Origin of the sequence: Spiroplasma endosymbiont of Diplazon laetatorius, assembly GCF_964019625.1 — a bacterium.
GTDB lineage: Bacteria > Bacillota_I > Bacilli_A > Mycoplasmatales > Mycoplasmataceae > Spiroplasma_A.
In genome coordinates this window covers 512,293-531,483 of record NZ_OZ026458.1, presented here as the reverse complement: position 1 = coordinate 531,483, position 19,191 = coordinate 512,293, and the positions used below count along the sequence as shown (strand labels likewise).

The 19,191-nt window shown below is 26.0% G+C and carries 21 protein-coding genes; 2 read left to right on the top strand and 19 right to left on the bottom strand.

Translation table 4 applies throughout. The features are described 5' to 3' along the window. Positions 1–21 precede the first annotated feature (21 nt). The 3 genes from AACL10_RS02560 to AACL10_RS02550 are packed head-to-tail and all read right to left on the bottom strand — an operon-like array spanning position 22 to position 2,933. Positions 22–1,506 carry a hypothetical protein gene (locus AACL10_RS02560; RefSeq protein WP_338984286.1) on the bottom strand — a complete coding sequence of 495 codons (1,485 nt, stop codon included), beginning with the start codon at positions 1,504–1,506 and terminating at the stop codon, positions 22–24. Positions 1,507–1,526: 20 nt separating this feature from the next. Continuing rightward, on the bottom strand, positions 1,527–1,928 hold the full coding sequence (gene nusB, locus AACL10_RS02555; protein WP_338984285.1) for a transcription antitermination factor NusB: 402 nt from the start codon (positions 1,926–1,928) through the stop codon (positions 1,527–1,529). A gap of 39 nt (positions 1,929–1,967) precedes the next feature. Next, positions 1,968–2,933, bottom strand: coding sequence for a lipoprotein (locus AACL10_RS02550; protein ID WP_338984284.1), 966 nt, complete (start codon positions 2,931–2,933; stop codon positions 1,968–1,970). 64 nt (positions 2,934–2,997) lie between these two features. Here AACL10_RS02550 and AACL10_RS02545 point away from each other — a divergent pair, with 64 nt between their 5' ends. Then, positions 2,998–3,426, top strand: a complete 429-nt coding sequence (locus tag AACL10_RS02545; protein ID WP_338984283.1) for a hypothetical protein — start codon at positions 2,998–3,000, stop codon at positions 3,424–3,426. Positions 3,427–3,450: 24 nt separating this feature from the next. Here the strand turns inward: AACL10_RS02545 and AACL10_RS02540 are convergent, their stop codons facing one another. The 5 genes from AACL10_RS02540 to AACL10_RS02520 all read right to left on the bottom strand — a co-directional run bounded on the left by AACL10_RS02540 (position 3,451) and on the right by AACL10_RS02520 (position 6,676). Beyond that, complete coding sequence (locus AACL10_RS02540; protein ID WP_338984282.1) at positions 3,451–4,356, bottom strand: deoxyribonuclease IV; 906 nt, start codon at positions 4,354–4,356, stop codon at positions 3,451–3,453. 76 nt (positions 4,357–4,432) lie between these two features. Then, positions 4,433–5,320, bottom strand: coding sequence for a riboflavin kinase (locus AACL10_RS02535; RefSeq protein ID WP_338984280.1), 888 nt, complete (start codon positions 5,318–5,320; stop codon positions 4,433–4,435). Beyond that, the gene (locus AACL10_RS02530) at positions 5,310–5,624 is read right to left on the bottom strand and encodes a hypothetical protein (protein WP_338984279.1); all 315 of its coding nucleotides are present in this window, start codon (positions 5,622–5,624) and stop codon (positions 5,310–5,312) included. Before AACL10_RS02530 ends, AACL10_RS02535 begins: the two co-directional genes overlap by 11 nt. 62 nt (positions 5,625–5,686) lie before the next feature. Beyond that, a complete protein-coding gene (locus tag AACL10_RS02525) occupies positions 5,687–5,980 on the bottom strand; it encodes a hypothetical protein (RefSeq protein ID WP_338984278.1) in 294 nt (97 codons plus the stop codon). A gap of 12 nt (positions 5,981–5,992) precedes the next feature. Further along, positions 5,993–6,676 carry a hypothetical protein gene (locus tag AACL10_RS02520; protein ID WP_338984277.1) on the bottom strand — a complete coding sequence of 228 codons (684 nt, stop codon included), beginning with the start codon at positions 6,674–6,676 and terminating at the stop codon, positions 5,993–5,995. A 134-nt stretch (positions 6,677–6,810) separates the two neighbouring features. Between AACL10_RS02520 and plsY the strand changes: the two genes are divergently transcribed. Continuing rightward, complete coding sequence (plsY, locus tag AACL10_RS02515) at positions 6,811–7,683, top strand: glycerol-3-phosphate 1-O-acyltransferase PlsY (RefSeq protein ID WP_338984276.1); 873 nt, start codon at positions 6,811–6,813, stop codon at positions 7,681–7,683. Between the two features lie 74 nt (positions 7,684–7,757). Here plsY and AACL10_RS02510 read toward each other — a convergent pair whose 3' ends face one another. The 11 genes from AACL10_RS02510 to AACL10_RS02460 all read right to left on the bottom strand — a co-directional run bounded on the left by AACL10_RS02510 (position 7,758) and on the right by AACL10_RS02460 (position 19,141). Further along, positions 7,758–8,438: an MBL fold metallo-hydrolase gene (locus tag AACL10_RS02510; protein ID WP_338984275.1), complete on the bottom strand. Its 681-nt coding sequence runs from the start codon at positions 8,436–8,438 to the stop codon at positions 7,758–7,760. Between the two features lie 142 nt (positions 8,439–8,580). Beyond that, positions 8,581–8,799 (bottom strand): YneF family protein, encoded by a 219-nt coding sequence (locus AACL10_RS02505; protein WP_338984274.1) that lies wholly within the window; start codon positions 8,797–8,799, stop codon positions 8,581–8,583. 52 nt (positions 8,800–8,851) lie between these two features. Further along, on the bottom strand, positions 8,852–10,819 hold the full coding sequence (gene tkt, locus AACL10_RS02500) for a transketolase (RefSeq protein ID WP_338984273.1): 1,968 nt from the start codon (positions 10,817–10,819) through the stop codon (positions 8,852–8,854). Positions 10,820–10,914: 95 nt separating this feature from the next. Continuing rightward, positions 10,915–11,757: a lipoprotein gene (locus AACL10_RS02495; RefSeq protein ID WP_338984272.1), complete on the bottom strand. Its 843-nt coding sequence runs from the start codon at positions 11,755–11,757 to the stop codon at positions 10,915–10,917. A gap of 73 nt (positions 11,758–11,830) precedes the next feature. Continuing rightward, entirely contained in the window at positions 11,831–12,031 is a 201-nt protein-coding gene (locus AACL10_RS02490; protein ID WP_338984271.1) for a DUF896 domain-containing protein, read from the bottom strand. Between the two features lie 33 nt (positions 12,032–12,064). Continuing rightward, entirely contained in the window at positions 12,065–13,027 is a 963-nt protein-coding gene (locus tag AACL10_RS02485; protein ID WP_338984270.1) for an ROK family protein, read from the bottom strand. Between the two features lie 80 nt (positions 13,028–13,107). After that, a complete protein-coding gene (locus tag AACL10_RS02480; RefSeq protein WP_338984269.1) occupies positions 13,108–13,968 on the bottom strand; it encodes a hypothetical protein in 861 nt (286 codons plus the stop codon). A 1-nt stretch (position 13,969) separates the two neighbouring features. Continuing rightward, the gene (locus tag AACL10_RS02475) at positions 13,970–14,662 is read right to left on the bottom strand and encodes an ABC transporter ATP-binding protein (protein ID WP_338984268.1); all 693 of its coding nucleotides are present in this window, start codon (positions 14,660–14,662) and stop codon (positions 13,970–13,972) included. Positions 14,663–14,666: 4 nt separating this feature from the next. Beyond that, positions 14,667–17,204, bottom strand: coding sequence for an endo-beta-N-acetylglucosaminidase (locus AACL10_RS02470; RefSeq protein ID WP_338984267.1), 2,538 nt, complete (start codon positions 17,202–17,204; stop codon positions 14,667–14,669). Positions 17,205–17,274: 70 nt separating this feature from the next. Beyond that, positions 17,275–18,570: a ribosome biogenesis GTPase YqeH gene (gene yqeH, locus AACL10_RS02465; protein ID WP_338984266.1), complete on the bottom strand. Its 1,296-nt coding sequence runs from the start codon at positions 18,568–18,570 to the stop codon at positions 17,275–17,277. Beyond that, positions 18,557–19,141 (bottom strand): YqeG family HAD IIIA-type phosphatase, encoded by a 585-nt coding sequence (locus AACL10_RS02460; RefSeq protein ID WP_338984265.1) that lies wholly within the window; start codon positions 19,139–19,141, stop codon positions 18,557–18,559. Before AACL10_RS02460 ends, yqeH begins: the two co-directional genes overlap by 14 nt. Positions 19,142–19,191 lie beyond the last annotated feature (50 nt).

Here is a 19,191-nt window from a genome sequence, read left to right as displayed (position 1 = left end):
ACCTCATATTTTTAATTTAAATTATTTAATTCTTAAGAATTCAATTTCGTTAAGACAACTTTTTATTTTTATGTACAAAGTATAATAATTCATAGCATCTTGCTTTGACATTTTTTTATTTTGTAAAATTTCTGTTAAGTCGTCAATCTTGTTAGATAAAAAATCCATAACTTCTTCAACATTTTTTTGATTAATCGCATCTCTAAAGTATAAATATTTATTTTTATCATAATCATTTGTTGATAACTCAACGTTATTAATCTCTTTATCAAATAAATTAATAAACCTTAAAAATTCCTTGCTTGCCTTTTTTGTTTTTTCAGGACTTAAAAGATTGTGTTCTCTAGTTATTTCTGAAAGAATATCTGTAAAGTCAGATGTAAGTTCATGTGAATCATGTTCTTTTAAAATTTCATCTAAGTTTGAGTGATCATTGAAAGTAACTGTTTTTTCAAGATCCTCTTCTTTCTTTTCATTACCAAGTATGTTTTCAATTTCTTCTTTATTTTCATTTTCATCTAATATTTTATTTCAATATCAGTTTAATGTATCAGAAGATTTTGAATCATCTACAGTTAGTGATTTTGAATCACTTCCAACTGGTTTGTTAGTTAAAAAGTTTGTTAAGTCACTAAAGTTTTTAAAATTATTTAAGGCTAATGGATTTAATAAACTAAAGAAATCATTATTGTCAATTGTAAAAATTGGACTGTCATATTTAATTATTTCTGAAAAGAAATTTAAATCATTCAATAGTGTTGTCTTATATTTAGCTTCAACATCAACATTGTTTATAAAAACAAAAATTGTGCTGCTAGTAACTAAATCAGATAACTTTTTCATTTTTTTATCATAGTTATCCTCATCATAATTAATCGGTGTAAAAATAAATTTTTCTAAACTATATGAAACTTTTTTTTCTAAAAACGAACTTCAATCTTCTTTGAAACTTAATCTTGTAGATTTAAATTTATTTTCAGAAATTAAATCAAATAATTCTTTGTCATAAGTTTTTATCATTTTAATTAATTCTTCTTGATACTCACTTACTTTTTTATCTAATTTAACTTCTCTTAAAAAATGTTCATTGTTATATCAATCTAAATTTCTGATAAAAACATTTACTTTTAAATTATCACTTAAATTTTTAATGAATTTATTTAATTCTTGATCATCTTTTGAAAGTTTTGTTGCACTAACTAAAACAACATTTTTAAAATCTGTATTTATAAATTGTTCTTCTGAATTTTTTAGATAATCTTTTATTAAACTGTAGTTTTTTGAATTAAAAAGTTTGGCATTAAAATTTTGCAAATAGCAATATGTTGCAAGTTCACAAAAAGCTTTTGTTAAAAAACTTTTTGGAAAATCTTGGTGTGAATTTAATTTGTTTTTAAAAATATAGTTTCTAAATTCTTTATAAATTAAAACCTTGATTTCGCTTTTTAATGACTGTAAATGTTCTTTTAATTCACTTTTAAAATTTGTAAAATTTGCTATGCTCATATTTTTAATTCCTTTTCTTTTTATTTAATGTTATCTAATATTCCATTTACAAAAGCTGTTTCAAAACTTGGTAAGTATTCTCTTGTAAGTTCTATACTTTCATTTATAACAACAGCTTTTGGTGTTATTTCTTTATTGATTTCATAAACTGCATTAATTAAAATTGCTTGAATTACTCTAGGTAATCTTGATCAATTTCATGTTTCTGGTAATAATTCAGAAATTGCTTCTTTATATTCTGATGAATTATCTAAAACATCAAAAATATAATTATTTAATTCCTCTTCAAAAGTTTCTAATTGAAAACCGTCTAAAACTTCTTGTTTAACTTTGTTAATGTTTTCTTCCAATAAAAAAAGACGATATAAGATTTGAATCGTTTTTCTTCTTCTATTTTTTAATTTGCTAATATTTTGTTCCATTTCTTTTTCGCCTTTTCTAATTATTTAATTTTATAAGATCTATTTGTTAACTAAGAATGAACGACCAGCCAAACCTAATCAACTTAGAAATTCAACTGTTTCATCGAATTCTTTACCGGGATTTGATGGGTAGTGACTTTGTATCATTAGTGCATTTACAAACTGTTCAAAAGCTGATTTAACATCTTTTTCGCTTTTCATCATGTATAAATATAATGATTTAGCTGGTGTTAAAGTTTCTCAACTATAAGGTCTTTCATCCTTTGTGTTAGGATTTTCATTTTCAACTCACTTTAAGCTATTTGTTAAGTGTATTTTTGTAACGTCTTCTATTGATTCAAGTAAAGCATCTATTAAAGATATTGTCTCTGTTGGTTTGTCTTTCATTGTTTGTTCATTGAATTCTTTCCCAAAAGGTATAAGATAATAATTTTGTATTATAAATTGTTCGTTCTCAGATATTTTGTTTTCAAATACTTTATTGTTATAAACATTTTCGCCAATAGTTGGTACTTTAGTTATTTTTAGACTTAAAAATTCATTATTATAATTTTCTTCATTTTTTAATTTATATTGAAAGAAAATCTCAACACTATCTTTAGATATTCCTTTAATATAATCCATTAAATTATCAAAAGTTTTTAATTCTGAAGCGGAATTTTTAGTTTTGAAATACTTAAAATCTATATTGACTGCTTGTTTTTCTTTTTCTCATGGTTTTAAACCAAGGATGTTGTTTATACTGTTATTGTCAATTTCATTTTGATTACTAAAGTTATTTGCTATTAATTTACTTAATTCGTATTTAAACTCAGGTTCACTTGGTTTTTCTGTATCAGAGCTAAAATCAACACTTAAAGTTTTATTTCCTTTATGATTTCAAAACTTTTCTATATCACTTGGTTGTCTATAAGTATTATCTATTGATATTTTACAACTCACTATTTGAGTTGCTGGAGTAATAGTAACTGAAAGTCCAGTTAAAATTGTAAGTAATTTTTTCATCTTTTCACCTTAATTCTTTATTATTTTACATTAATATATTATTAAAGTGAGGAGAAATTTACCTATGAAAGATGATTTTTTTGATGATAATGTAAATATGAAGACCTTATTTCACTTATTAGGTGATAACCAAAGACCAGAACTTACAAATAAGGAAATAAATGATCTATGTTTAAAGGTTTTGGTCAATTTTAATTCGATTTATTCAGATCAAAAGATAATTGAATTGTTTGATTCTATTTGTATTAAAAAATATAAGTTTAAACTAGAAACAATTTTAAGTGATTCAGATATTGATCTTAATGAAATGGAACAATACAGTGAAAATCAAGTTATATGAGTTGAGTTTTTAACTTTGTGTGCAATGTTAATAGCTACAAATGATAACTATTTACAAGCAACATATAAAGATGAAATTAAAGAAATAGATAAAAGTACTAGAGTTTTAGATAAAGTTCTTAGATTGAGATTGGATTTATATAATAGAAACTAAAAAAACTGCTAATTAGCAGTTTTTTTATATTATTTCTTTTTCTTTAAAAGAATTGGTAAACTTATTATTTTTAATCATTTCGATCTCTACTTTATAAGGACTTACTTTTCCATCGATTCACGGAGTTTCTAAGACTATTGGTAAATCTTTAAATAATGGGTTGTGAACAACGTTTGCAAGAGCTTCAAATCCAATATAACCATAACCGATGTTTTCGTGACGATCTTTATGGTTTGAAATTGGGTTTTTACTATCATTTAAATGAATTGCCATTAATTTATCTAAACCAACTACTCTATCAAATTCTTCAACCACTTTATCAAAGTTGTTTTTAACATCATATCCAGCATCATGCATATGACAAGTATCAAAACAAACCCCTACTTTATCTTTTGCTTCAACTAAATCTAATACTGTTTTAATTTCTTCAAAAGTTATACAAACTTCAGTTCCTTTTCCTGACATTGTTTCTAAAGCAACTCTAACTGGTGTATTTGGCAATTCTTTATAAACCTCATTTAAACCTTTTGCAATACTTTGTAAAGCTAATTCTCTAGGTGCTCCAACAGCTGCTCCTGGATGTAAAACAACTGTGTGAACCCCTATTTCTTCTAGTCTTAATAATTCTTCTTTTAAAAGTCTTACTCCAAGCTCATAAGTTTCTGGTTTAACTGTATTTGCTAAGTTTATTGTATAAGGGCCGTGACAAATTACTTTATTAATATCAATATTATTATCAATAAGTAAAGTTTTAAACTCATTTATGTTTAACTTACTTGTTTCTGTTCTTCTTGTATTTTGGGGAGCTCCAGTAAAGAACATTAATGTATTTGCTCCGTTATTAATTGCTTCTTGTGCACTTCCTATTAAATAATTATTTGCAGAATTCATTCCAACATGACTTCCTAAGTAAAATTTTGGTTTTTCCATATTATCTTGCTCTTTTCATTTCATTTGTATTTTAGCATAAAAAAACAGAGTTAATTTTCATTAACTCTGTTTAAAATTATTTTTTATGTTTCTTTGTATTTTCAACATCATTTGCCAATAGTTCTTTTAATTTATCTAAACCATCAACTTTAACGTTTTCTCTTAATTTTTCTATTAAAGTAACACTTACTTTTCAACCATAGATTTCTTGATCAAAATCTATTAAGAATATTTCAAACACATCCTGATTAAGTTCGTTCTTTCAATAACATCCAGCTCCTAAAAAGCTTTCTTTTAAATGATCGATATAAACTTCACAAGCATATACACCATCAGTTAAAGGTAATCTCTCTTCTGTTATTAAGTTTATTGTTGGAAAACCTATTGTTCTTCCAAGTTTTTTACCTTCACTTACTCTTGCATCAAAAATATAATTTAGGTTATTTAATTCTTTAAATTCTTTGAATTTACTTTCTATAAGTAAATTCAAGTTATCATTTAAGTCTTTTGTTTCGTTAGTTTCTAAAATAATTGCGTTATGTAATCAATTTTCTTTAATAAAGTCAGTTTTTAATCTTGAATAGTTATTATCAATATAATTATTTGAAACTATCATTTTTTTAATACTTAAAAAGTTTGCAATGTTGCTGTATAGGTCAGAATCTTGCATATGATCCATCATTGAATTTGTGCTGTAAAAAATTACATAGTCTATTTCATTTTCTTGAGCTTTTTTAGTTATATTATCTGTGTTTCAAAGTCCATAATTCATTTCTCTTGAAGTAACTACAAATAAAGTTGATTTTAAGTTATTTTCTTTAGATATTTTTTTTAATTCTTCTATTTGCTTATCTTCTTTTTTGCTTCAATTTTCAAAATCAGCAATTAACCCTACTGAATCTTCAAGATTCATCATTATCATAGTTAAATTATTATAAAAAAAAGCTAATGTATTATTCTTCATCTTCTTCTCCAAGTTTTTGTCTTCTAATTTCTCTTCTTAAAGCAATTTCTGCTTTTTCGAAGTTAAAGTGTTGAACTATTCTACTTTTAAAATTTAATACTTGTTTATTATTTTGGAATGAAAACACAATAAAACATTTAGTACATTTAAATCTATCATCTCTAGAGTCTTGTGCTATTGTTAAGTGATTACATGATGTTAATCCTTGGTTGTAGTAAACATAATCCATTGAGTATTCTAAGTTTTCGTTTAAATCAAATATATTTTTTTTCATATTTTCAAGTCCTTTTAAGTATTTTATCATATTTTATAGTCTTTTTTAAGAGCTCTTGTGTTTGAGAATAAAAAAAGATTGCTTTTGCAATCTTACATTTTTTCTATTTTAGATTTTAAAAATTGCATTTCTAATTCTATGTATATTAGATCTTGTTTTTTGTCTTTTATAACAAAATAATTTTCATCATTTTGTTTTCTCTTTTTCAAATGGATTTGATAAATAAAAAGACCAAAGAAAGGAAAGAAATATCATAGTCAAAGGTTTTTTCTAACTTTTTTATCAATTTTCTTCTCTTCATTTAATAGTTCTTTGTAGTTTTTTTCAATTTTGTCTAAAGAATTTTGTAATTCTTCTTTATTCATATTCAAATATTTTTCAAACATATCTTTTACCTCTTAAACAGCAATTATTTGTTTTAATATTTCATTTACTAAGTGATCTAATGATTGAAATATTATTTTTAATTCATTTGTATGAGCTAAAAATTGTTGTTTTTCATTTTCTAATCCAACTGATTCCAAACTAGAATAAATATTTTTTGTATCTTGTAAAAAGAAAACCATCTTTTCACAATTTAATAATTTTTCTTGAAAGTTATTAAATATTCTAATGTTTTTTATTAACAAGTTAATGTCATTTGAAAATTTTTCATTTCATTTATAAATATTAAAATCTTCAACAATATCTGAGTAACTATTATTATATAAATCTATTTGTTGATCAAAAAAATCACTTATATAACTTAAAAAGAAATCTCCTGGGTTTTTTTCAACTATATTTTCAAACTTCTTACAATAATCTCTTCATTGCAATTCTGTTTTGTAGAAATAATTATATCTTTGTAATATTAATGTAAGCATTAAACTTAATTCTAAAGGATCGCTTTCAATATTCTTTTCAAAAAAATTATTAATTCCTTCAAACAAAGTCTTACAATCATCTGTTTGACCCAATGCAATTAATTCATTTTTCTGATCATCGTTTAGTTTAAAATCATTATTCGCTATTAAACCACTCAAGTCCTTTTTATATAAATTAAATATTATTTTTTTTAAATTTATTTTTTCAACCAACTTCATTTACAAAAACCCCCATTTTACCTACTCTTTTTGGTGTTGCTATTTATTTATTTTAACCTATTTTCTTGCATATTGCCATAAGTTTATAGTATGATTATTTATGTGTTTTAAACCTAAAAAGGAGTATTTATATTATGGGATGACAAATAGCGGCCGGAACGGCCATTGCTTCTGTTATTGCTTATTTAGTAGGAAGTTTTTCTTTCTCGATAACAATAGTTAAATTGAAAACCAACAAAGATGTTAGAGATCAAGGAAGCAAAAATGCAGGAGCAACAAACGCAAGTAGGATTATTGGTAAAAAATGAGGAGTAGGTATTATGATACTGGATGCTCTTAAAATAATAATGGCTATTTTAATAGCAGTAGCTATTAGCCAAATTCCTCATGTTATATTTAGAAACACTATATTAATTATTCCTGGTTTATTTGCTTTAATTGGTCACTGTTGACCAGTTTATTATAAATTTAAAGGTGGTAAAGCAGTTAGTTGTTTTATGGGATTAATGTTTACAATTAACTGATTAATGGGAATTGTAATGTTTGGAACTTGATTATCTCTTGTTCTTATCTCAAGAAAAGTAAGTATTGGTTCAATATTTGCAGCAATACTAACTGCAGTATTAATGTGAGTACCTCAAATATCTGGTTTAAGTACTTTTGATATAGATGGTAGTGCATTTGGTCCTTTATATGATAGTGGTAAATTTACAGCTGTTTGATATAATGAAATGCATTTATGAAATAACAGTGCTCCAGTATTTGACAGCTTCTTAATCATTAACATTGTTACAACAATTTCAATGATTATATTATTAGCAAGACACTGACAAAACATTCAACGTTTATTAAGTGGAAGCGAACCTGCTTTCTTAAGTGAAAGAAAATCAAGAATTAAAAAAGAAGCTAAAGCTAATATTGCAAAAACACAAAAAGTTGCAAAAGCAACTACAGCTAAAAAACCAGCTGCTAAAAAAACAACTAAAAAAGTTGAAGAAACTAAATAATAAAAAAGCACCAATTAATTGGTGCTTTTAATATATTAAAAATAAAATGTCCTTAATAAAGGACATAAACATATCTAATCTTTTTCAATATACTTTCTTAGTAATTTTGCCTCTTTGTCTTCAAGAATATTTCTGATTTCGAATCCGTAATCATAATGTCCTGTGAATACACTATAGTTTTTATCAAATGCAGAAATAATTCAATTGAATATTTCTTTTGCATTTTTTTCGTTTTCATCATCTAATTGCATAATTCCGTCAACTAGATAACTTTCATCTTTAAGAATAAAGTCACCTGTAAAGATAAATTTCTTTTCAGGTATTTCGAATATTAAAGATCCTTCTGTATGAGAATTCTTTCTGTAAATATTTACTTTGTATCCATTTAAATCTAAAGTAGTTTCTTCTGAAATTACTTTTAAATTTTTTATAGGTTCTGCTATATAGCTACCTACTCCTTCGAATAATTCACTAAGGTTTTTTGAAGAATCAAATAAATTTAATAAGTCTTCTTTTCCAATAAAAACGTTAGGATTATTTTGATTTTTACATATCTCATTTATTCCATAAAAATGAGGGAAATGTCCATGTGTTATAAAGATATCTGTAATTTGAATATTATTTTTTTCAACAAAATCAATTATATCTTTATATGCTAAATATCCTGTATCGAATAATATAGCTTTTTTATCTTCATTATGCATTAAGAATGCATTAACTCTTTTAAAGTCATTACAAGTGAAAACCTGTATCATTTTTGTCCACCGTCCTGTTTTTTTTTTTTTTTTCTGTATTTCTTTGGCTTTGTTAAATTCCTAAATGATTATATATTAATTTTTCCAAAAAAAAAAAAAAAAATATTTTTATTGAATTAAAATATTTTTTTATCCATCGGTATTATTTTCCTCTTTTAACAGCATTCATTGTTTTTTTGATATCTGCTTCAGTAGGTTTTCTACCCATACTTCTATACATAGCTCTAATTTGGTTTTCGTTAATTGGTGGGTTATCTCTTAATTGTTTTTGAATAACTTTTCTTGTTATTATAAAACCAATTATCCCTCCAACAATCGCTGCCCCTATTGCTATTAATAATGCTCCTCATCAAGCTATCATATTTTTTTCTCCTTTTAACGATTACTTTTTTAATATTATCATATTTTTAAAATTATTTTAATGTAGATAATATGTCTTTTGAAATTTCATCACTTGTGAATTTAATTTCTTTTATAACATGATCTGCTGGTGCTGAATAACCAAAAGTATCTAGTCCATATGCTTTACCATCATCACCTAAGAATCTATGTCATCCATAAGTTGAACCTAATTCAATTGAAAATCTTAAAGTTTTTCTATTGATTATTGAATCTTGATATTCTTTTGATTGTTTTAAGAATTTATTCATATTAGGCATTGAAACAACATTAACTTTTTGTCCTTTATTTTCAAGTTCTTCTTTAACATCAAGTGCAAGAGAAACTTCGCTACCTGTTGCTATTAAAGTAATGTTTGCATCTTTTGTCTCACTTAATATATAAGCTCCCTTTTTAACTTCTTCAACAATATCTTTTGAATGATTTAATTCTTTTAAATTTTGACGTGTTGCTATAATAACGCTTGGATTATTTTTATCATTTAAAGCGTTGTAGTAACTTGCTATTGTTTCTGCCATATCACAAGGTCTAAAAACACTCATGTTCGGTATACTTCTTAACATTGCAAGTTGTTCTATTGGTTGGTGAGTTGGTCCATCTTCACCAACTGCAACTGAATCGTGAGTAAATACACTTAGTGTTTGAATATTCATAATTGAACTCATTCTTAAAGCTGGTTTTAAGTAATCAGCAAACACAAAGAATCCTGATCCAACTGGTAATAATCCACCGTGTAGTGCAATACCATTGTTTATTGCACTCATTGCAAATTCTCTAACACCATACATAATATTTCTTCCGCTAGTGTTATCAAAATCATAATTTCCATCTGCACCTTTGATTTTTGTAGACTCACATAAGTCAGCACTTCCACCAATTATAGCTGGTATGTTTTTGCTTAATAAGTTGAAAACCTCTCCACTACTTACTCTAGTGGCTTGTTCTGTTCCTTTATTAAGTGTTTCTAAGTCTTTTAAATCAATATTTCATTCTTTATTAATTGATTTTAACAATTGTTCAGCTAATTGAGGATTTTCTTTTTTGTAAAGTTCAAACATTCTATCTCATTGATCATTTGTTGCAAATCCTCTATTTGCAACATTAACGTTTCAAAAATTATATACATCACTTGGTATTGTGAATTCTTCTTCATTTCAATTAAAATATTCTTTAACTGTTGAAATATCTCCACCTAAAGGTGCTCCATGAACTTTTGTAGTTCCTTGGTTTGTTGCACCAATTCCAATAACTGTTTTTACTTCAATATAAGTTGGTTTATCACTATTTTGAGCAAATAAAATAGCTTTTTCAATTTCATTTAAATCTTCACCATTTTCAACTTTTAAAGTATTTCAACCAGCTGCTTTGAATTTTGCTTGAATATCTTCTGCTTGAGCAACCTCTACAGGTGCATCAAGTTGAATGTCATTTGAATCATGTAAAACAATCAATTTATTTAGTTTATATCTTCCAGCAAAACTTATTGATTCTTGACATACACCTTCTTGTAAATCACCATCTCCACACAAAACGTATGTAAAGTGGTTTACAACTTCGTAGTTTTCAGTGTTATATTGACCTGCTAAATGACTTTCAGCAAGAGCCATACCAACACCCATAGCAAAACCTTGACCTAAAGGTCCTGTTGTTGCTTCAACTCCTTGTGTGTGTCCAAATTCTGGGTGTCCTGGAGTTAATGAGTTTAATTGTCTAAATTTTTTCATTTCTTCCATTGGTAGATCAAAACCAGATAAGTGTAATGCACTATATAATAACGCACTTCCGTGACCTGCACTTAATACAAATCTATCTCTATTGAATCAAGTTGGATTTTTTGGGTTTAAGTTCATTAATTTAGTAAAAAGAGTATAAACTATTGGACTTGCTCCTAAAACTATTCCAGGGTGACCTGAATTAGCCTTATTAATTGCTTCAATACCTAAAATTCTTAAAGCATTTAAATTTTTATTGTTTCTGTTCATGTATTCAAAACCTCTTCTATATTCAAAATAATTATATCTCTAAAATGCAAAAAAACCTTATTGGTTAAGGTTTTTTTGCATATTTATAAGTTATTTTAGTTATATTTTACAGAAATATTTATTTTCTTTATTTCCTTGGCATTATCTGCTCTAACTTCGATCACTGAAGTTCCATTAGAATTTGCTCTGATTATTATTTTGTTATCTTTTTTCTCAAATGTCACAGCAACACTACCTACATTACTTACAGAAACATTTTTTAATTCATCATAATTTAAAATAGTTACTTCTTCAGATGGATTAGTTGCTCTGTCTAATTTGATTGAATATTTATCTAATTCAATGTCACATATTATTTCAAAGCTTATATTAACTGTTCCTTTGAAATCTCCTATTCCAGTAGCTTTTGCTGAAACTTGTGTTATTTCACTTAACTTATAATTACCTTTTGCTAAAGGATTTTGTTCATCTATTAATTTTATAATTGTTGATTCTGAATTATCATCAATATATTTTAAGTCAGATGTTTTTAAGACACTTGAGAGTTGTTTTAATATTGGAGAAACTGTAAGTTTTATTGTACCTACAGTCTCTTCAAAATTAGTTTCACCTCTTAAAACACTTACATATATTTTTGTGCTTTTTTTAACTAAAGGTAAATTAGATTTTTCAAATCCAATAGTTACAATTAGATTTTTACCATCAACTTTAGTGTCTATTTTTGGGTTAAGATCAGAATCCTTATCAACAGTAACTTTTATTGAATCACCGTCAACCAATTCTGAATTAATAATAAATGTAACATCTTGTTTTAAGTTATATTCATCAATAGAAACATTTTTTTCTATACCATAATTTCCTATTCCACAAGATGTAACTGCAGAGCTTGTTGTTGCAACTAAAGCAACTGCACCTAACATTCCTAGTAATTTTTTCATAAATTACCCCCTTCGCCTTATTATTTTAAGGCTTAGAGTAATTATATAAAAAAGTAGCACAAATTGATAGGTGCTACTTTTTAGTGTTTCTGTTTATTTCATTTCCATTTTCATCAACAAAAATAGTGTTTTCTAATTGTTGCTCAAATCCTGCTCTAAATAATTTAATGTATTCTTCTCTTAATTTAGCTCTTTCTTCAAGTTCTTCTGCAGTTAATTCTCTTTGCTTTGCAATTGCTGCAAGTTCGTTAATTCTTTTAAGTAATTCTTCCATATTAAAATCCTTTCATAAAAAAATGATTGAAAATTAGAATATTTTTCAATCATTTAATGCGTAATATGCACTACCGATCATTGTTGAATCATTTCCTAATTCAGCAATTTCAATAGTTAATTCTTCTGCAAACATATCAATAATGTATTTTTTAATGTTTGTATGAATAATTTCAATTAATTTATCTCCAAGATGTGTTAATCCACCAGCTAAAATTATAGCTTCTGGATCTAAAGCGTTAATCATTGATGCCATATGCATAACAATTGGTTCTAAAGCTTCTTCTAATAAATCACCAATTTCATATGGATATCCTTTTTCTTCATAAACTTCAACAATTTCTTTAAAAGTAATTGTTTCTGGGTTATTAAAAAAGTCTAATGCTGGATGATTTTTTTTGTTTTTGAATGTTTCTTTAAAGTGGTTTTCAATACCATTAGTTGATGACATTGGTTCAATACATCCAACTAATCCACAAGAACATTCATATTTAGTTTGGAAGATTCCTCCTCCATGACCAAATTCTCCTGCAAAACCTCTTGAACCTGGAGCTAATTTACCTTCAGTAATTACTGCCCCACCAATTCCTTGATCAATGTAGTAAAAGATAATTGAATCATATTGTTTTGCAACACCAGTTCAAAATTCTCCTAAAGCACTTGCGTTAGCATCGTTTATTACAAAAATAGGTTTTTTGAATAATTCTTCTGCAACTTCTTTAATGTTGTAGTTTTTTAAATCTAAGTTAGCAGAATATCTAACTATACCTAACATATGGTCGATATATCCACCCATTGCTAATCCAATTTTTTCAATTTCTTCTTCGTAGTTAATTCCAATAGCTTCTAAACCATCCATTATTTTGTCATGTAAATTAGGAATAAGGTTGTTTAGGTCGTGATCAACTGAAAACTTAGCTTGTAAATCCCCATATTGGTTTACTAAACCAACCTTTGATGATGATACACCTACTTCAATAGCTAAAATTAATTTCATTTGATACCCTCCATAAACATTGTTAATATAAATATAACACTTTTCTTAAATTAATAGTATAAAATTTTTTAATTTTTAAACTATTTTTTGTTATTTCACCCAAATGAAAAGTATGCACCCACCATTAATAATGATGTATATATCAATGATGTGAAACTAACTAATGTTAGATTATAGTTGAAACTTATGTATCTTCTATCTGGATTCTCTACAATTCAATCCAATTTATGTGCTGAAGATACTATTAATCCAACTCAAACACTATGTTTTTGAGGTATAAAATAACTAAATATTAAAAGACCTTTATTTAAAGACATTAATTCTATGGGTAATAAATTGTCTGAAAACACAATACATACACCCACAACTATAATTGAAATACTTTGAGAAAGTGCAACACTTTTAATAAGTCCACTTATTATTGTTCCTATAGCTATCGAAATAAAGATATTTAGGAAAACAGCATAAAGTATCCCCATTCATTCACCAAATGTGATTAGATTAAACAGCGATGAAATGCTTTCTTCACCAGGTTTAAAATATAAAATACCAAGTAAATATATTGATAAAATACCAATACCAAAAGATATTAATCCAGCTATTAAGTTAAATGCTCATATAGCTATTAAAAATTCAAGTTTAGAAACACCTGCACTGTGTATTCTTTTTAGGAATACTGAATTTTTTCATTCAGAGATTGAAATGTTTACTAAAAAAATTATTGAGTATGTTGGGATCAACATAAATAAAAATAATTTTGGAACTCTAAAATTCGCTTGGTTACCACCAGTAAATCATGAATAAACAGCAAGGAAAAATATTGGAATGAAAAATAAGTAAACGTATGTTCTAAAATTTTTTAAAACCGAACCTGAAATTAATAAGAAATTATTAAGAAAATTTTTGTTAAACTTGATAAAGCTATTTTGATTTTTTTCCATATTATTTATTTTCACTTTCATAATAGTTTATTAATAATTTTCTAACACTTCCATATTTTTTTATAATTTCACTTATTTTTTCATCTAAAAATATTTCACCTTTTTTTAATATTACTAATCTATCACATAATTCCTCAACCTCTTCGGGTATATGAGAAATTACTACAATAGTTTTTCCTTGAAATTTATATGTTTTGAAAAATTCTATTAACTTTAACTGCATTTTTAAATCCAAACCAGTTATCATTTCATCAAGAAATATATATTTGGGATTATTAACAACAGCTAAAAAAGTATTTATTCTTTGCTTTTGACCACCACTTAAATTATTTAAATCTTTATTTAAGAAGCTTTCAATTTCAAATATTTTTATCAATTCTTTTGTGTGTGGATCTAATTCTTTAAATCAATTTTTTTTAAAAAACTTTATTAATATTTTAGAGTTAACACCCATTGGTCAAATACCTTCTTGAAATTGAATCCCAAATTTTTTAAATGACTCTTTTTCACCATCAACAAGAATTTCTCCTGATGTAGGTTTTATTTGTCCTACAATACATTCCATTAGAGTTGTTTTACCAGCTCCGTTAGATCCTAAAATACCAACACACTCTCCTGTTTGTATTTTAAGATTTATGTTATTTAATATTTTATTCTTACCTATATTTTTGGATAAGTTTTTTATTTCTAACATTTTTCTATTCCCCGACTTTCAATTTTATTCATTCTATTTTTTTAGAAGCATTATTTTGTACTTTTATGTATATATTTTTAGATGAATCTGGTATGTCTTTTAAGTATAAGTTTTCTGAATTAGTTTCACCAACTCTATAAATTTTACCTTCATTTTCATAATAAAGTTCATAGTAAGAATATATATCTTTTGAATCAATTAAATTATCAAAGTTGATTCTATAATTTTTGTAACCATTATTTCTGTCGATAACTAATTCAGAATTAAAATTAATTTCGTTTTGATTGTAATTTGTATTTATTTTATTTTGATTAACTGACAATTGTCCAACGTTTATTTTTGCATCTTTATTTGGTTGGAATTGAAGTCCTATCTTACCAATTGTATTAGATGATTTAATATTTGAACTTATTTCTCTTCATCCACCACCAATGTCTTTGATGTCTCCATCCATCGCTTGTAGTTTTTGTTCTCCAGAACTAACTTCTTCAAATAATATTTTAGGTTTTAATTCTTCATCATTTGATTTATAAACAAAAGAAACATTTAAATACTTGTTTTTATAGTTACTTCCCATTATCATTCAATTATAAGTTTTACCGCTTGTGAATTTAGCATCTTTTATTTGCCCATTAGTTTCATCAATTCCACCACCAAGAGCAATAGAATTTCCTTTTAAGAAAGGCTCGTAATAATCATAATAACCACTTATTTCTGAACTATTAACTTTATTTTCTTTATCCCCTTCAACTTCGCTAACCATTCATTTATAAGTGGGTTGAGCATCAGCTATATTTGTATTTGTTCAAGGATAATTTTCTTCAACGTTTCTTAAAACTACTCCATTTTCAGTGTATCCAGTTAATGTTGCAAACTTAGCACCATTACCTGTTGAAAAATTAGTAAAGAATGATTCATTTTCATCATTTAATAAAGTTTTTTCTTGTACTAAATTACCAACACCATAACTCATACCTTCTTCAAAAGTACTTGTATCATATGAAATAGAACCATAATCACTTTCTGATAATTGTCTATTGTGACCTGTATATACCATATCATCATAATAATTGGTTTTAGCCATTGCATAAATATCAGAAGCTTGTGTATTTCCTAATTTCTTAGCTTCTCTTTCTGCTAAATCACTTGCTGTGTGACCAGCAAAAATTGAAAGAGAATTTATAGACTCATCTTCTTTATAAGTTCATTTGTTACTGTTTTTATCTCTTTTTTCAGTTTCAAAATCTATATATTCTTTTCCTTCTGGATCTAAATGTATATAAACTAAATCTCTAAGATCTCTTTTACCAATTAAATTTTCATTGTAAAAAATATCACCATTTATTCAACCACCTAAATTATACATGTTATATATTTCATGAGAATCAATAGGTTTTTGTTGGTTTTCTAAGTATTTAATTGATTTATTTGGTGTAACACCAAAATCACTTTGAAAATAATCACTATTTTCTTTTAAAGCAATTGATTCTTTACTTATGGGTTTGCCATCAGAATCGAGTTCCAAAGTTCCATCATTTTTATAAGAGAATAAAATTAAATCTTTAACTCTCTCGTCACTTGAATTTTTAACTTTATTGTTTCATTGTTTCATTGTTTCTTCTACAATTTCATATTTTAAAATATATCCATTATAAAAATAACCATTAGGTTCATTATTTCAGAATCAACCATCGAACCCTAATTCAAGAGCTAAATTAATTAAAATATCTACAATTAAATATTGACCAGCTGAATCCTTTTTTAAAAAATCAGTTAACATTTGTCTTGTTAAACCGTGGTAACCATCTAGGAAAATGTTTCCTAATATCTTAGTTCCATTTATATGTGCTTTTTCAACTTCATTTTTAGCTGGTGGAACTATTATCCCTTCATCAGCAGCTCCTGCTCAAGAAACTAAAATATCATTATATTGATAGTTATTGAAACTTCTATAATATGTTCTGTGGTTCCCTACAATTGTATTTTCATTTGAAGTGTGATTTGCCAGAACAGACATGTTCATTTCTTTTATTTTTGGATCTTGTGATTCAACCCATTTAGAAGCAACTTTTGTTGTTTTTTGTAATTCTATTCTTGATTTGTTGTATTTAGCATCTAAGTCACTGCTAAAATTTCAATCAAGAAAACTATTTGTTCTATCGAAAATTTCATTTCTTTTGATTGACATAATATCTTTTTTTCTATTTCCATTAGGCATGAATTTTGAATTCAAAGGTACACCTGTTGGTGATTGCTTATGTACTTCACTAGAAGTCTTATAACCAGTATTGAATTCTTTATAGTCTAAAAAGTTTCTTTCGTTATTCATTTTTAAGTTAGATTCCAATGACACTTTTGGAATCTCTAATGCATTGTTTTCGCTATGACCTTTATAATATGGTTCCTCATTTTTTCAATTATAGTCCCCAATTTTTGACAAATCTGTACCATAATCTTTAATGTTAGATCCACAAGAAACTGTGTATAACAAAAAAGGCATTGTGTTTGTTAAAGCTAACAAACAGAATATTAATTTCCTCATTTTATCCCCCTTAACAATAATTATAATTAAAAAAAAAAAAAAAATATTTTTTTTTTATAAAATATTTTTACTAGATTAATGCTTCAAGTTCTGTAACTTTAACACCATATTCTGTTTTTGGAACTGTAATAGATAATTTCATACCTTTATATGATTTGAAATTAATTCATCCTAAACCAGAAATGTGTAAATCAACTTTTCTTTCTGAATCATAGGTAAATGTATGTGTTTCAAAATCAATATCTTTGTCCAGCAATCTTGGAGCTAAAGTATGACGATTTTTTCTAAAGTAACTTTGAGCATTTTCTGCTTTTGTTCTATGTAGAGGCAATTGTTTATTTACATATAAATGGAAACCAGTTTTTGCTTCTTTTCCATTTTTTTCATTATAAGCTTGCCCTTCTTCAAAAGTGAATCAAGCAAGACCTCCATAGAAAATTGATTGTCCTTGGTTCAATTGATAAGTAACTTGTTTAATTTCTTTTTGAAAGAAAAAGAAATCTCAATAACTTGGTGCAGTTGCAATAGCTATGTGGTTATGTTTTACAAGTCCTGGTGTATCATAGACAAAGTTTTTCTCTGTAAAGTTAATTTTGATTTTATCTAAAGTAGTATTTACATATTTAGAAGTTACAATTGAAGGTATTTGTTGGTTAAGTTTTAAACATGCGTTCATTAAACTTGATTTACCTGCATTTGAAATACCTACAATATATTGATCATATTCAACAGATTTTAATTCATTCACAAGTGCATAAACATAGTCTGATTTAATTGAACTTGTTAATAAAATTTTTGAATTCTTAATTGGTGAGTTTTCAAAGAATTTTTTAACATAATTAAATATTTTTGCTTTTTTAACTGATTTTGGGAATAAATCTATTTTATTAACTAAAATAACAACTTCTTTTTTAGAAATTAATTGTTCTAATCAAGTTAATCTACTTCCTGGTAGGTCGAAGATATCAACAACATAATAATATCTAATCTTATTTTTTGTTGAGTTTATCTCATCAATAATATCGACAAAATCTTGATCATTGATTTCTTGTTCAACTAATTTGTTATAGTATTTAATTTTGAAACATCTTAAACATAAATCTTGTTTTTCAATGTTTAAACTAAATCCTGGAAGTCTGTCATCAGTTGTTTGTAATTCTCTTCCACAACCAATACATTTTTTAGGACCTGTTGAATTATAGTTTGTTGTATTTCCAACTCCTGGTTTTGCTTCAGTTAAAGTAACTTTGTTTTTTTGCTTAACTTTAATTGTTGGTTCTGCGACAGCGTTCATTTGAAGAGCTTGATCTTCAAGTTCTTCTATTTGTTTTTCAATTTCAGTAATTTTATCATTAGAGAATTTCATAATTACCCCCTATTTCCCCTTCGTTATAAAAACCTTCATGAAGAATATTCTTTTGTGAAAGTTTCTTTAAAATATGTTTTTCTAAGAATTGAACTGTTTTGCTCTCTTCTTTATTTCTACTTAATGGTGAAACTAAAATACTTTTGATGTGAGCCCTATTTGCCACAAGTACATCAGTTACTAATTGATCACCGATTAAGATCATTTCTTCTTCTTTGTATTTGAAAAGTTTCTTAACTATTTTCATTTTACCAAGTAATGGTTTTTTGCAATCTCAAAAGTAATTTTTAATACCTGCTTTTTTAGCAAAGTTTTCAACCCTACTTCTGATATTGTTTGAAAACAATACAAACTCCATATTTTGTGAATAAACGTTCTTCACAAATTCAATTACATCAGGAGATGGTATTCTTTCGTTTCAACCTATTAAAGTGTTATCCATATCACACATAACAAGTTTAATACCACTATTTTTAAGTGAAGCTAAGTTAACTTTTTCATAACTTTCAAGATAGATAGATGGTTTAAAATAGTTTAACAATAAGAAATTATTACCTTTTTTATTTGCCATTATTTTTTCCACCTCAAATTAACAATATAATTATACCAATTTTCTTATAT